This window comes from Methylobacterium sp. E-046 (assembly GCF_022829625.1).
GTDB classification, from domain to species: Bacteria; Pseudomonadota; Alphaproteobacteria; order Rhizobiales; family Beijerinckiaceae; genus Methylobacterium; species Methylobacterium longum.
Genome location: NZ_JAKSYP010000093.1, coordinates 51,275 through 64,749, shown reverse-complemented (window position 1 = coordinate 64,749; position 13,475 = coordinate 51,275). Strand labels below are relative to the sequence as shown.

At 66.0% G+C, this 13,475-nt stretch carries 17 protein-coding genes and 1 pseudogene; 5 read left to right on the top strand and 13 right to left on the bottom strand.

The features are described 5' to 3' along the window. The 3 genes and pseudogenes from MKK82_RS09095 to MKK82_RS09085 form a co-directional block, all read right to left on the bottom strand. A pseudogene (locus MKK82_RS09095) lies at positions 1 to 277 on the bottom strand (DNA-binding response regulator); the annotation flags it as partial. 916 nt (positions 278 to 1,193) lie between these two features. Next, complete coding sequence (locus MKK82_RS09090; protein ID WP_238291380.1) at positions 1,194 to 1,436, bottom strand: hypothetical protein; 243 nt, start codon at positions 1,434 to 1,436, stop codon at positions 1,194 to 1,196. Positions 1,437 to 1,469: 33 nt separating this feature from the next. Continuing rightward, positions 1,470 to 1,724 (bottom strand): hypothetical protein, encoded by a 255-nt coding sequence (locus MKK82_RS09085; protein WP_238291381.1) that lies wholly within the window; start codon positions 1,722 to 1,724, stop codon positions 1,470 to 1,472. A 168-nt stretch (positions 1,725 to 1,892) separates the two neighbouring features. Here MKK82_RS09085 and MKK82_RS09080 point away from each other — a divergent pair, with 168 nt between their 5' ends. The 4 genes from MKK82_RS09080 (at position 1,893) to MKK82_RS09065 (ending at position 6,003) form a co-directional block, all read left to right on the top strand. After that, on the top strand, positions 1,893 to 2,345 hold the full coding sequence (locus MKK82_RS09080) for a LexA family protein (RefSeq protein ID WP_238291382.1): 453 nt from the start codon (positions 1,893 to 1,895) through the stop codon (positions 2,343 to 2,345). Continuing rightward, complete coding sequence (locus MKK82_RS09075) at positions 2,342 to 3,670, top strand: Y-family DNA polymerase (RefSeq protein WP_238291384.1); 1,329 nt, start codon at positions 2,342 to 2,344, stop codon at positions 3,668 to 3,670. The genes MKK82_RS09080 and MKK82_RS09075 overlap by 4 nt, the downstream gene beginning before the upstream one ends. 324 nt (positions 3,671 to 3,994) lie before the next feature. Further along, positions 3,995 to 5,686: a methyl-accepting chemotaxis protein gene (locus MKK82_RS09070; protein WP_238291386.1), complete on the top strand. Its 1,692-nt coding sequence runs from the start codon at positions 3,995 to 3,997 to the stop codon at positions 5,684 to 5,686. A gap of 8 nt (positions 5,687 to 5,694) precedes the next feature. Next, positions 5,695 to 6,003: a hypothetical protein gene (locus MKK82_RS09065; RefSeq protein ID WP_238291388.1), complete on the top strand. Its 309-nt coding sequence runs from the start codon at positions 5,695 to 5,697 to the stop codon at positions 6,001 to 6,003. 112 nt (positions 6,004 to 6,115) lie between these two features. Here the strand turns inward: MKK82_RS09065 and MKK82_RS09060 are convergent, their stop codons facing one another. Continuing rightward, a complete protein-coding gene (locus MKK82_RS09060) occupies positions 6,116 to 6,490 on the bottom strand; it encodes a hypothetical protein (protein WP_238291390.1) in 375 nt (124 codons plus the stop codon). A gap of 262 nt (positions 6,491 to 6,752) precedes the next feature. Here MKK82_RS09060 and MKK82_RS09055 point away from each other — a divergent pair, with 262 nt between their 5' ends. Continuing rightward, positions 6,753 to 7,961 carry a tyrosine-type recombinase/integrase gene (locus tag MKK82_RS09055; protein ID WP_243985393.1) on the top strand — a complete coding sequence of 403 codons (1,209 nt, stop codon included), beginning with the start codon at positions 6,753 to 6,755 and terminating at the stop codon, positions 7,959 to 7,961. Here the strand turns inward: MKK82_RS09055 and MKK82_RS34360 are convergent. From MKK82_RS34360 to MKK82_RS09015, 9 genes are read right to left on the bottom strand one after another with little or no spacing between them, the layout of a single operon-like run. Further along, positions 7,875 to 8,075 carry a helix-turn-helix transcriptional regulator gene (locus MKK82_RS34360; RefSeq protein WP_409566784.1) on the bottom strand — a complete coding sequence of 67 codons (201 nt, stop codon included), beginning with the start codon at positions 8,073 to 8,075 and terminating at the stop codon, positions 7,875 to 7,877. The two genes, MKK82_RS09055 and MKK82_RS34360, sit on opposite strands and share 87 nt — an antisense overlap. After that, positions 8,062 to 9,057, bottom strand: coding sequence for a DUF6551 family protein (locus MKK82_RS09050; protein WP_243985392.1), 996 nt, complete (start codon positions 9,055 to 9,057; stop codon positions 8,062 to 8,064). The genes MKK82_RS34360 and MKK82_RS09050 overlap by 14 nt, the downstream gene beginning before the upstream one ends. Further along, positions 9,054 to 10,064 carry a hypothetical protein gene (locus tag MKK82_RS09045; protein ID WP_243985390.1) on the bottom strand — a complete coding sequence of 337 codons (1,011 nt, stop codon included), beginning with the start codon at positions 10,062 to 10,064 and terminating at the stop codon, positions 9,054 to 9,056. The genes MKK82_RS09050 and MKK82_RS09045 overlap by 4 nt, the downstream gene beginning before the upstream one ends. Further along, positions 10,061 to 10,309, bottom strand: a complete 249-nt coding sequence (locus tag MKK82_RS09040; protein ID WP_243985387.1) for a hypothetical protein — start codon at positions 10,307 to 10,309, stop codon at positions 10,061 to 10,063. The genes MKK82_RS09045 and MKK82_RS09040 overlap by 4 nt, the downstream gene beginning before the upstream one ends. Beyond that, on the bottom strand, positions 10,306 to 10,737 hold the full coding sequence (locus MKK82_RS09035; RefSeq protein WP_243985386.1) for a hypothetical protein: 432 nt from the start codon (positions 10,735 to 10,737) through the stop codon (positions 10,306 to 10,308). Before MKK82_RS09035 ends, MKK82_RS09040 begins: the two co-directional genes overlap by 4 nt. Beyond that, positions 10,734 to 11,297 carry a hypothetical protein gene (locus tag MKK82_RS09030; protein ID WP_243985384.1) on the bottom strand — a complete coding sequence of 188 codons (564 nt, stop codon included), beginning with the start codon at positions 11,295 to 11,297 and terminating at the stop codon, positions 10,734 to 10,736. Before MKK82_RS09030 ends, MKK82_RS09035 begins: the two co-directional genes overlap by 4 nt. Then, positions 11,294 to 11,494: a hypothetical protein gene (locus tag MKK82_RS09025; RefSeq protein WP_243985382.1), complete on the bottom strand. Its 201-nt coding sequence runs from the start codon at positions 11,492 to 11,494 to the stop codon at positions 11,294 to 11,296. Before MKK82_RS09025 ends, MKK82_RS09030 begins: the two co-directional genes overlap by 4 nt. A gap of 2 nt (positions 11,495 to 11,496) precedes the next feature. Continuing rightward, positions 11,497 to 11,694 (bottom strand): hypothetical protein, encoded by a 198-nt coding sequence (locus MKK82_RS09020; protein ID WP_243985381.1) that lies wholly within the window; start codon positions 11,692 to 11,694, stop codon positions 11,497 to 11,499. After that, on the bottom strand, positions 11,679 to 13,445 hold the full coding sequence (locus tag MKK82_RS09015; protein ID WP_243985380.1) for a hypothetical protein: 1,767 nt from the start codon (positions 13,443 to 13,445) through the stop codon (positions 11,679 to 11,681). The genes MKK82_RS09020 and MKK82_RS09015 overlap by 16 nt, the downstream gene beginning before the upstream one ends. Positions 13,446 to 13,475 lie beyond the last annotated feature (30 nt).

Genomic DNA, 13,475 nt, shown 5'->3' with positions numbered 1-13,475 from the left:
CCAAGAGGGCGCGCAGGTCATCCGCGGACAGGACCCCGAAGGCCACCAGCGTGCGGAGGTTCGGCTGGCGCTTCTTCAGGCTGAAGATGCGGTCGATCACGTCCACGAGCCGGATTTCGTCGACAAAGATCAGGGCAATCGTATTCTGGGCATCGGCCCCACCCAAATCCGCCTCCACGATTGTGTGAAAATCCGGCATGTGCTCCAGGGTGGCCTGAACAGTCGTGCCTAAGCCTCGCGGTTCGTCCAGGATCAGAACGCCGACGGCCGTACTCATGACTACCAACCTTCCAGTTCCAGGCGCCATAAACGACTGAGACCGGGTCGGCAGTTCCAACAATGATCCGATTTTGGTATCTTATCGTATGTTATCGATTGCAATATAAACCGGATTGCTACTTTAAAGTGTATCACCGCGGCGTGCAGATCCGCGGTTGGAGAACATACGGCATCTCGTGAGGCCGGCTTCCGGCGGCCAACGCACCTGTATCACCGTGCGCGGAGGTTAGGCGCTGCCGAACACGAACGAGCAGCGGCAAGGCGGTCGAGACGCTTTTCGGGTGACGGACCGTGCTTGAAGGCGGGCCCGCCCACAGGACGACGCTTGGCCGCTCTCCCCGCGTCCCAGTCTGAGTGTTCGGGACGCTGCTGGATCCGCGGTTCAACTTCGATGCTGTGTATGGCCCGCTTCCAACCTGCCCCGGATGCACAGACCGCCATCACGGTTTTCAACAATTGCCCGTGTTTTGCTGTTTTCCACGTTCGTTGTTTCGTGGCCGCTACAGGGCGCAATAAGACTGGAAGATACTGCCTATTTGGTACGCAATTTCAGGATAATACAAACGTCTATTGAAGTTTTTTACTATCGTTGATCAGATTGATGGTCGTTTGATCATTTTCTGTATTCGCTGTCATGGTCTTTCAGCTACAGATGTGTTATATTTTGCAATATGCAGTCATAGCCCTGATGAGGGTAAGCTTGGATTTTTAAAGAATTGAAGATATTCACTTTCAAATAATATAATTTCATACTGAATGCGGAATTTGTTTTGGCGTTAAGCTTGAATAGTCAGCATATTTCAATAATCGATAGTCCGACATCAGCTCAGAAAATCGTCGTTCGTCTGCAGGGACGCGAAAACTCACCCTGCTCGGACGTTCAACGATGGCTGCCGAGCGTCAAGTTTTGATCCCTAGAACGGCCACGCCTCCTCGGTCTTATCGCCCGCCGCTCGCTCTCCTGGCGCCACGAGCTCCACGATCTCGTCGAGCGGTTGCGTCACCCTGATGGTGCGCCCCGCTGCTGTGATGAAGGTCTCATTGCGCATCAGGTCCGTGTCGCTGAGCGCTTGGACGCTGGTCACGCGCAGGAGGTGCCGACAGCCGTCGCCGTCCTGCACCTGGAGGAAGTTCCCGACCCGCCGAACGGCAGACATCTCGTCGCTCCCGTATCGCTGGTGATCCCCGGCTCAGGCGCCCTGCAGGCTTTCCGCGAAATCGTCCGGCACCTCGCCCCATTGGCCGAGGATGGTCGCGGCTTCGAGTTCGCCGGTCTCATCGTCCGCCACGACCCTGATCGCGGCCGCGCCCGGCATCCGCTTGGCCAGGTTCTCAGCCTTCTTGATCGCGCCGCTCTCGGTCTGCGTGGGCTCCTGCCGGGCCGGTCGAAGCCGCTTCCGGTGGATCTCGAACGGCTGCACCACGAATGCCGTCTTCATCGCCATCTTCGTCCGACCTCTCCAAGGGAAGGCGTAAGGTGCCGCCACCGCCCGCGTTTCCGAACCCTATCCACACCCGTCCCCCGGAGCTTTCGCAAAGGGCGGACCCGCCGGTTGAACCGTGCCTGCGCATCGGGTTTGTTCTGTGTTCGTTCTAGCATGGCGGAGCGCTGAGTGCACATCAACCGGATCGACGAACTGCTGATCCAGAGCCCCGACGCCGTCCGCGTGCCCCTGATCGGCCAGGCGCTGTGCGCCGGCTTTCCCTCGCCCGCCGACGATTTCCTGGAGAGCGCGCTGGAACTGCCGCGTTGGCTGGTGCCGAACCCGCCCGCCACCTTCCTGTGGCGCATCGCCGGCTCGTCCATGGAGGGTGCCGGCATCTACGACCGCGACCTCGCCTGCGTCGACCGCAGCCTCAAGGCCGGCCACGGCAGCATCGTCGTGGCGGCGATCGATGGGCAGATGAGCTGCAAGCGTCTCGTCCTCGACGGCAACGGCGCGCGGTTGGCCTTCTGCAATCCGGACCTGCCGGCCTTCGCGGTCGACGAGTTCGGCGAGGGCGCCATCTGGGGCGTGGTCCGGTTCTCGATCCGCTGGCACGTCGCGCGCGGGCAGCTCTCGTGAGTGCGCCCGAAGCCCGCCTGCGCGACCGCATCGGCGGCGGCCGCGCCGTCGCGCTGATCGACGGCAACAGCTTCTACTGCTCGTGCGAGCGCGTGTTCGATCCCCGGCTGGCCGCGGTCCCGGTGATCGTGCTCTCGAACAATGACGGCTGCGCCATCGCCCGCACGGCCGAGGCCAAGGCGCTCGGCATCAAGATGGGCGACCCGTATTTCAAGATCCGGGATCTATGCCGGGTCCGGGGCGTGCGCGTGTTCTCGTCGAACTACACGCTCTACGGCGACATGAGCGGGCGCACGAACGCGGTCTATCGGCAGTTCAGCCCGCAGGTGGAGATCTACTCCATCGACGAGAGCTTCCTGAACTTGTCGGATGTGGCGCCGGGCCTGCGGGTCGAACTCGCACGGGATCTGCGCGCGACGGTGCGGGCCTGGACCGGGATCCCGACCTGCGTCGGCATCGGCCCGACGAAGACGCTGGCGAAGCTCGCCAACCACGTCGCCAAAACGGTGCCGGCGCTCGGCGGCGTGTGCGACCTGACCGATCCCGTGGCCTACGCACACTGGTTGTGCCGGGTCGCGGTCGCGGAGGTCTGGGGCATCGGCCGTGCATCCCTCGCCAAGCTGGAGGCGATGGGCGTCGAGAGCGTGGCGGACCTGCGCGACCTCGACCCACGTCCGGTGCGCAAGGGGCTGACGGTGGTGGGCGAGCGCATCATCCACGAACTGCGCGGGCTCGCCTGCCTGCCGCTGGAGATGGTGCCGGCTCGGCGCAAGGGATGCGCCGTGACCCGCTCGTTCTCAAGCCGCATCACCGAGCGGACGGTGCTCGAGGAGGCGGTAGCGGCGCACGCGACGCGGCTCGGCGAGAAACTCCGACGCGAAGGCCTCGGCACGAACCACGTATCCGTCTTCTATCACACCAGCGAGCACGACCACGGCGCGCCGATGCGCTCAGCCTCGACCACGGTCGGCTTGCCCGAGCACACGTCCGACTCGCTGGCGCTGATCAGGGCGGCCCGGCTCGGCGTCGCGAAGACGTGGCGCGAGCCCGGTGAGCGGCCCTGGCGCTACTCGAAGGCCGGCCTCATCACGAATGATCTCGTGCCGCTGTCGCACAGCCCGCGGGCGCTGATCGGCGCGCTGGACCGGGAGCGGTCCGAGCCGCTGATGGCGGCGATGGACGCGTGCAACCTGCGCTGGGGCCGGGGCGCGGTCGTGCCGGCGCGGGCCGGGCTGGTAAACCGCCGCGACTGGAACACCAAGTTCGAGATGCGCACGCCGCGCTACACGACGCAGATCAGCGAGTTGCCGGTGGCGCTCGCGTGACTGCGCGCGGGCAGGCTTGCTGAGGACCGCGCGGGATGGTGTTCACCAGACCCCTTCCAAGCGAGACGTCGAACCAGCAGGCATCCGTCAGGCCGGTAAACTCAGCGGACCGCGTCTCGATGAGGCCGGCCTCCCAAGACTGCTCGGCGCGAAGAGAGGATTCGTTCCATCCGTCCCTGATGGTCCTCGGAGCGCGCCACGTCATCGCCGAAGATCCGGGAAAAAGGAAGATTCTTGGTCACGCCCGTACGGTTCGCGAGCCGAAAGTTTTTGAAATAATCATGAGTTGGGTCTGTAATGAGCGCCACGTCATTGGATGCTCTCATGCCCGCGCTCTCGAATATAAAGATCCTGCCCAAGCTCACTGCGGTGGTCGCCGTCATCGGCCTGATCGTCGGCGGCTGCGTCTGGTTCGCGCAATCGCGCATGACACAGATCGATCACGCCTATTCCACGTTCATCAATCGTGAAGCCAAGGGAGTCGCGTCCGCTCGGCGCGTGAACCGCCTGATCTTCGAACTGAACTACTGGGTCTATCGCCTCATTTCCGAGACGGAGGACGCCCAGATGAAGGCGGCCAATGCGGGCTTCGAGTCCGCGCTTCCTGTCATGAAGAAGACGCTCGGTAATCTGCGCGCGCAGGCCCCCGCGTTTGCCAGCCGGATCGAGGATCAGACCGCGCGCGTGAACCGGTTCGTCCAGGACGTCGCCGAGGTCCGTCGACTCGGCTTGGCCAACCAGAACGCCGAAGCCATCGCGCTCGTGCATCGCGCCATCGATCCGACCTTCGCGGTCCTAGTGGAAGAGGGCAACAAGCTCGGCGACGACATCGGCGCGGCGATGGAGACGGAATCGGATGAGCTCACCGATCAGACCAACGCCACACGCTACAGCCTGATGCTGTTCAGCGGACTTGGCATGCTCGCTGGTCTGCTGGCCGCCGCGTTCGTGGCGATCGTCGGGATCACGCGGCCGATCGGGAGCCTCGTCGCGGTGCTGCAGCGCATGGCGCAGGGCGACATCGCGGCCGAGATCGAGGAAGCCAAGCGCGGCGACGAGATCGGCGCCGTCGGCAAGGCTGTCGAGGGCATCAAGGCGATGGTCGCGCAGAAGGCTGCCGAGCAGACTGAGATCAGGCGCATCGCCGATGAGGCGGCCGCCGTCGAGCGCAAGCGCACCATGGTGGAACTCGCCGATGGCTTCGAGCGTGCGGTGGGCGGTATCGTCGGCATGGTTTCGTCCTCCGCCACGGAGCTGCAGGCCACCGCGCAGCAAATGACCTCGACCGCGAACGAGACGGCCTCGCAGTCCACCACCGTGGCGGCCGCGGCCGAGGAAGCCGCATCCAACGTCGGCACCGTGGCGGCCGCCGCCGAGGAGCTGGGAGCCTCGGTTCAGGAGATCGGCCGGCAGGTGCAGGGCTCGGCCGGATTGGCCCAGGTGGCGGTCGGCGAGGCCGATCAGACGGGTCAACTCGTCCAGGCACTGAAAGCGACATCTGCCAAGATCGGCGACATGGTCGGCCTGATCTCGAACATCGCCGGCCAGACCAACCTGCTCGCCCTGAACGCCACCATCGAGGCGGCCCGGGCCGGCGAGGCGGGCCGCGGCTTCGCGGTTGTGGCCTCCGAGGTGAAGGAGCTGGCCAACCAGACGGCCAAGGCGACCGAGGAGATCGCACGTCAGATCGGAGAGGTGCAGGGCGTCACGGATCAGGCGGCCTCGGCGATCGACGGCATCGCCGGCCGGATCCGGGAGATCAGCGGCATGGCCACGAGCATCGCGGCTGCGGTGGAGCAGCAGGGCGCGGCCACGCAGGAGATCGTGCGCAACGTGGCTCAGGCTGCCAGCGGGACGACGGAGGTGACGAGCAACATCGCGGGCGTGGCCCAAGCCTCGGAACAGACCGGCGCCGCGGCCTCTCAAGTGCTGGCCTCGTCCTCCGGGCTGTCGCGCCAGTCCGAGCACCTCGCGGCCGAGGTCTCGCGCTTCCTCAGCTCGGTCCGCGCGGCGTGAGCGGCTCGATGGCTGATGTCCATCTACTCCCCACTCGAAACCTCTCCCCGTCGGGCCTGCAACGCGTGCTGGGGGCGTTGCGGGAGGCGCACGCGGCAGGTGCGGATCTCGGCTCCCGCGCGCCGCACATCCAAGCGGCGGGCACGACCCTGAGCGCGATGGCCCGCGCGTTGCGCGAAGCCGCGCGGCAGCCGTTCTCGGCGCAGCCGGAGCCCAAGCTCTTCTGTTCAGAAGCCGAGCAGCACCTTCTGGACCTTGCCGGCGCGATCGAGCGGCTGGCCGACCTGGCCGCTGGATTCCCCGACACGGAGAAGTAGCGACAGCATCTCCAACGGTTGTGGAGACCCGGCGCCGGTCGCAGCCCTCATGGCGTTTCGCGCGTGGTGGAGCTTGGTCGGCAGCGGAAAATCCGCTCAGTCCCCTGACGCGTCATGCCCGCTGACAGACCCTAATGGCGGCGGAGCAGCCGCCGCGAACCGCACTCAGCATCCAGGTTCGCGCCTGGGCCATCAGTTCCCCGTCCCGTGCCCATGGCTGATAGGCGATCACACGGTCGATGATGCCGCGAGCGTCCGGTTCGCCGATCCCCATGCAGCCTCCAGAGTTGCGCGAGGCTCGCATCAGGCGCTGATCGGTCGCCGTGAAATACGGCTCTCCGCTCATCCCTGTGCCCGATACGCCGGCAGGATCGCGGTCCGGATGATGGTCGGTTCGTGTCCCGGCGGGATCGGCCGCGGCGGAGATCTCATGGCCGAAAATCTCGGCGGACTTACGCAGCCCGGAGACGGGCCGGCTGTTCGCCACGCGACTGGCTCTGGCGCGCCGGATACAGGGTCCGGTCAATAGGCCAAGGGCTAAGTGGTGGTGCCGCAAGAGGGATTCGAACCCCCGACCCCCTCATTACGAAACATGTGTTAGATGAAAATCAGATCACATTGACTGCTTACCGGTCGGCAGAAGTGTTGATCTGCGAGAGGCTTGTGCGCATGTACCATCTTATCATGCGACCGGGCATCGACGCTCGAATCGTCCCGCTCGCTTACCATGTGCTTACCGGGAGAGAGGGATGCGCTTGACCAACCAGACCGCTGCCGCGGTGCAGCTGCCGCCCGGGAAAGACCGCCTCGTCGTGTTCGACGATGACCTGCCGGGGTTCGGGCTGAGCGTGAGCAAGGGCGGCTCGCGCATGTGGGTTGTTCAGTACCGCAACGCGCTCGGTCAGTCCAAGCGGGAATCGCTGGGGAAGGCCGGGCTCCTGTCGGCGACCGAGGCTCGGAAGGCGGCCAGCGAGCGGCTGGCCCGGGCCAAGCTCGGCGAGGATCCGCACGCCGAGAAGGCGAAGGCCAAAGCCCGGGCTGCGGTGACCTTCGGCGCGGTGGTCGAGCCGTACTTGGACGCGGTCTCGCCACATCTCCGACCGGCCTACCTCGCCGAGGCCGGTCGCTACCTGCGCACGGTGTGGAAGCCGCTGCACAAGCTGCCGCTCCACGCGGTGGGTCGGCAGGAGATCACCGAGCATCTGGGCAAGATCCGGCGCGAGACTGGGCCGCATGCGGCGAATCGCGCCCGCTCAGCCTTGTCGGCGCACTTCGCATGGCTAGTCGGGACTGGGGCGGCAGACGCGAACCCCGTGATCGGCGTCCCGAAACCCGCGCCGGAGGTGCGCCGCGCCCGGGTGCTGACTGAGGACGAGATCAGCCGGGTGCTGAAGGCCTGCCGGAACGACGACTTCAGCCGGATCGTGCGGCTGCTCCTGCTGACCGGCCAGCGCCGGGACGAAGTCGCTGAGTTGGCTTGGTCGGAGGTCGACCTCGCCGCCGCGACATGGTCGTTGCCGGACGCGCGGGTGAAGAACGGCCAGGGCCACGACGTGCCGTTGTCGGCCTCTGCCCTACAGATCCTCGCCGGCATGGAGCGGGTCGAGGGCCGCACGCTCGTGTTCGGACAAGGTGTAGGTGGCTTCCAGGGGTTCTCTCGGGCGAAGGCAGGACTGGACAAGCGATCCGGGGTGACGGGCTGGCGCCTACACGACCTGCGTCGCACGGCAGCGACTGTGATGGCCGACCGCCTCAAGGTGCTGCCGCACGTAGTCGAGGCCGTGCTCAATCACATCTCCGGCCACAAGTCGGGCGTGGCCGGCATCTACAACCGGGCGATCTACGCCGCCGAGAAACGTGAGGCCCTCGACCTACTCGGCGCCTATCTCGCGGGTCTTAAGCCACGCGTCGAGGTCACCGCGGCGGACCCCGAGCCGGCGCTCGCTGAGGCGCAGTAGCGTCGGCCCGCTGCCCTCCTTGCACATACGACGGAGCGTGGCCGCGCTCAGTCCCAACTCGCGGGCGGCGGCCTGGAACGGCACGACGTGCCGTGCAGGGTCAGTGCCGAGCATCGGCGTGCTCCTCTCTCTTCAGCTTACGGATGTGTGCGGCGGCGGCTTCCTCGCCACTGGCGAGGGCCACGTCGCGAAAGTCCTCCACGAGGGAATCTGGGACCCAGTCCGGTATCGGGATCGTGCCGCGCACTGGCGCCCGGGACACCTTCTCCTGCGACTGGGTCCGACGCCCAGCCTTCCGCGCCGCCTTGAACCAGACGGCCGCCAGCCCGCGCCACATCGGCACGCAGTGGACCGCGGCGTGCTCCCGCCCCTCCTGCTCAGCCGGCTTGATCGGCGTCGCTGCCACCGTGCGAGCCAAGGTCCCGCGGTCAACCTCGGCGAAATCTTCGTCGCCGATCAGGTGCTGAAGCGCCCGGATCTGTGCGGCTGTGATCGGTGCCAGCCCACCGTCGGCGAGCGTTCGTAGGATCCAAGCGGCATCCGCCTCGGTCTCGGCTAGCACCATGGCGCGGACCGCTGCAGCCGCGATGGTCGTGCGGGGCTTGTACTTCGCTCCGGCCGGCGGCAGCCGGAGGACCGTGACGTCGGCGAGTCGGCAGACCGCATCCATCGCGACAGCCTCGGGATCCCCGGCTGTGACGGCCGCGGCGTGCATCTGCGCGGCCGTGACGCCGAGCCGGTCGCGGTTGTGCCCGAGGAACGCACTCGCCCGCTCAGCCTGAGCCACGGCGTCGACCACCACCACCGGGATCAGGTCGATGGCGGGGTGCGTCGCCGCCGCGATGGCGGTGTGCTGACCGTCGATGACCTCCAAGCCGTCGTCGGTCCAGGCGGCGATCGGCGGCTTGAGGCGCCGCCAGTCCCAGCCCTCGACGATTCGCCGGATCAGCTTGCGCGATGCCTCGGACAAGTCGCGCTGGTAGGCGTCGTCCACCAGCAGCTCGCCCGGCGCGATCCAGGTGATCTCGGGCTTGGGCGTCGGTGGCGTGGCCGGCGCGAGGTCGGTGACGGCGAGGGCCGTGATCGGGCGCTTCATCGCCGCGCCCCCATCGCTACCGCCCAGTCCGGGTTTTGCCCAACCGGGCCGAATAGATCCGGCAACACAGCTTCGACGACGTTGTGTACCTCGGTCAGACGCTGGCACGAGGCATCCATCGCCGCGTCACGGATTGCCCGGGCCTTCTTGCTCCAGCCCGGTACGGCACGATCCTTCGGCGCGCAGGCATCGCCCGAAACGAAGCTCTGGAACACCATGTCGGTGGCGATGATGCCGATCCGATCGCGGGTCTCGGCCGATAGGGCGCACCACGCGGCTTCAACCTGAGCTTGATCTGGCACGCCGGGACAGGTCGTCTTCTCGAGCGGCGGAATCACTACCACAAGCCGTTGATCAGACAGATCTTTTGACTGCCGAATCAACGAAAATTGCCCAGTCGAATCACATGCTATCAGGGCTCGCGCGACATGAGCTAGGTACTCGCTACCGCCGCTGCACCGGTCGTAGAGCTTGGCGTCACGGGCGTAGAACTGGGTCAGTGCATGCAGACCACCGAGGGTGACAGGCATCATCTCCTGAACGACGTTGAAGGTGCGGTCGGTCTCTTGAGCCGCAGCGTTGCACTGCTCGATCTGCGCCTCGTCATCCTCGTCGAGGTGGACGAGGCAAGCCGTGTGCGTGGCGTTCGCCATGTCGGCCGCCGCGATCGCGGCGATGATCGGGTCAGGATTAGCCGGCTCGGCCAACACAGCTGCTAGGTCCGCGGCGCGATCCAGCAGGATGGCGAAGTTTGGCTGATAGTCCGCTGCGTTGACCGCCTCGTCAGCCAGCCACCATTGCAGGTGTGCCAGCAACGCGCCGGTACCGACGGGGAGTGGCCGGCTGAAGAGCGGGAACGCGCAGGCCGCGATGACGAGCGCATCGAGCGCGTCCAGCATCTCGCAGTTGGCAAGCTCGCTATCTTCACCCTCCGGGGCGACCTGGAAGGCATCGTAGGCGGCGCGGTGGGCGGAGATCGCCGCGTAGAGTGGGCTGATTGCGATCATGCCGTCATCCCCAGCTGGCTATCCAGTCGACGCCACCAAAGCATCACGAGGAGTGCGAGGCCGGCCTCTGAACGACCTTGCGCTCTAGCCCAGCCACGGGCACGCGAGAGTTCGAACTCGCCGCCATGCCAGCGGGCAGCCCGGTCCATCGTCTCAACGGTCGCGACGACCTCGGGATCGCTGAGCAGGTGGTCGAGCTTGTCGTGGGCCCAGACCCGGCCGAGATGGTCAGAGGTGTGGGTCACGACGCACCTCCCTGATTGCGGAAGGCCTGCATCGCCCAGTGGAAACGGTCCTCGGCCGCAGGCATGTGCGCCGTGAGGGCATTCATCGCTGCAACGCCGGCGCGAGCATAGTCTCGGTCGACGAGGTCAGGGGTTGTCGTGATAGCCTTGCCCAGTTCACGCGCCATGCCGATAAGGCCTTGGGCGACGAAGTGCGGCGCGATCAGCACCGGCTCGCCCTGGACCTCGACCGTGTGGCAGGCCTCCTTCCAGTGCTTCAGCAGTGCGGCCTTGAGCGCGCGACGCAGATCCCGCGGCAGCGCGAGGGTCGCGAGCAGTTCCTCATGAGCGTGCCACGGCATGTCGGGGCCATCTGCTGGGCCGCGGAAAAAGCGGACCGGAAGACCGTTGATCGTTGCGGTGTGGATGGGGGTGGAGACCGAGATCATGCGGCACTCCTTCGTCCAGTGAACACGCTGTAGCCGACGTTGCCATTCGCCTGCGGGATCTGCCCGGAGAAGTAGGCCAAGTCCCCCAACCAGAGACCGAGCGCGCCGTCACCCAGGTCGATGATTTCAGTGCCCGTGTCGACGGGCGTCCAGTCCCTGTCGCGGAAGCACCGAGTCTCGACGGTTAGCCATGCCTCACGCGGCAGAGGATCAACCCGGCACCTCCAAGGACGTGATGTCGTGGTACGAGCCGCCTTCTCCAGGCGGCGTACCTCCGACAAGGTCCAGGCTGCGAAGCCAGCCGTAATGTCCGGCCATGCCTCGAAGTCGCTCGCGCGCAGTGTGAACCGCACGCTGCGGGTCCGGCCATCTCGAAGCGCGGCGAGAGCCGCTGGACCACACGACGAAGCCGTGGCGTCCGGAATCGGCATGGTCGTCGCCCAGAGGAAGTCCGGGTCTGGGAAGTCGCCGATGCTATTGCGGCTCGGCCGCAAAACACCGTCCCGTAGGATCCAGGGCAAGCGTGCCGTGTCGGTGTAGTGGTAGACGACGGCGCTCATGCGTGCCTCCCATCCGTCAGCACAACCTCGACGGCGATCCGGACTCCTCGTTGGATTTCGGCTTTTGTGATGCCGGGGAATCTGCCCCGGATGACGCGAATGAGTTCGCCGTCCGCGATCCCGCCGTCGGCGCTGGCGCGGAACATAGCTCCGCCCTCGCAGAGGAACTGAGCAAGCTGTGTGGCTCGGTCGCTCATGATCAAGCCTCCTTTGCCGAAGCGGTGGCATGTGCCAGCAGTTCGCGGGCGAAGGCTTCAATCTCACCAGGGTCGTCATTGTCGATGATCGTTGCGGCTAGCATCGACAGCCGTGACTCGCGGTCGTCGCGATTGTCTGGTTTCCGGCGCTGAGCTTCCTTCTCAGCTGCGCTTTCCACCGCCGTCAGGGCGTCACCCACCCACTGCACCAGCCTGCCGGCGGCGTTGAAATGAGGAGCGCCGTAGGTATCCACGCTGTCGCGGCAGCGGGGGTCCACGCATGGACGTAGGCCACACTGCCGACGCGCTCAGCTATGTCTCGTACCGCGTACAGTTCGAGCATCGTGGCGGATGCGAGATCGAGCATGCCGACGAGGCTGAAAGCGGCTGGCTGGTCACTGACCAGCGGCGGCCCCGGCAGGGCCTCCGGCTCGGCGGGTTCGGCGACAGCGCCCTCGTTGCCCAGCACGGCAGACGATCCCGCCACCAAGTACCGGGTGCGTGCCAGATCCAGCAGCTTGCCCCAGCCTTCGAAGGTCCGCTGGGCGTTTTCCAGTGCCGCAAGCATAGTGGCGGGCACATCGGCATCGCGTTCGCCACCCTTCCGGATGAAGGCGACTAGTTCGGGCTTGCTCATGCGCAGAGTGCGGTCAGCGACGTGCATGCCGATGGCGTGGTGGGCGAATTCCTTCATCCAGCCGTTCGGGTCGCGGGTCGGCGTGTCGAAGGTGTAGGCGGCGAAATCTAGGGTGGCCGCTTCCTCGACCGTGACAGGGTGGGTGCCTTCTACCGTCGAGGCGGATCCCTGCATGTCCTGCCAGAGCGAGTGTGACAGGATCTGATCCGGGTCTGGCAGTTCCGGCAGTTCGGCTAGGAGCGCCTTCGGTCGGTAGTGCGCGAACGCCCGGAGCTTCACTTGGAACCCTGCTGCGGTGCGGGCGGGCAAGCGCGCGATCTGCTCGGCGAGGTTGCCGGCGGCCTCACCAGCTGCTTCAGCAGCGTCCTCAAGCTCGGTCGTGACGTGCTCGTCCTGGATCCGAGCCTGCTCAGCTCGCCATGCATCCCACCCGGTCACGATCTCCTCGGCGCGTGCCTGCGCCTCGGGATGGGGCACGATGTCGAACTTCCGGCCGGGATGGTCACGGTGAGAACGCTCGCCCGGACGGATCGGGCGCAGCACCTCGTGCGTCATCGGCATGATGCGCCGCAGCCGCTCAACGTCGGTGCTGCCGATCTCTACCCCGTTCAGCCCCTCGGGATCGGTCAGGTACTGGTAGACCCGCAGCGGCTCATCGGAGGCGCGATAGGTCAGGCAGGCAGGGCGCTCGGGCATGTGCCGGTCCGCCTCTCTCTGAGCCGCGTTGCAGGCGTCGCAGACGGCCTTCTCGCGGGCACGGGCAGTCTCGAACTGGCGGCTGAGTTGAAGCAGTTCGGCGTCGGCTTCGATCTCAAGCTCGCCGATCGCCAGGATGTCCTGCACCAGGCTTTCCTCTAGCCCCTCCGGCCAGGAAACCTCCCCGTTCCGCTGAGCGACGCGGGCCTTGAGCTGCAGCCCTGCCAGCGTCCTGGCGGGCATGTTGGAGATGCGGTTCTCAACCTCAGAAAGGTCATCCATGGCTTCGGCGGTAGCGGTCTCGGCGGCCTCTATGCCGGTCCGCTGACGCCAGCCTGGGATGAGCCTCGCCCACTCCGCAATTGGCTCACGCGGCGGCGGCGCCTCCACGCCCGGGGCGTTGTCCGAGATGGTGCCCTGCTCCTCAATGGCCCGCGTATAGGCGGCTGCACAGGCGTCCCATTTAGATTGAAGAGCAAGCAACTCGGCATCGTCGCAGCTAGGTTCAGTCCGCTGAAGCATCCGCTCGACGGCGGCATCACGGACTTCGCTACGGCGATCGGTGTCGTCGGTTTGGGCTACAGACACAAGTCCGCTATCAGGAAGATCCTGTTCCATTGGGCTGGTCTCCGGTGGGGTGGGTGAAGG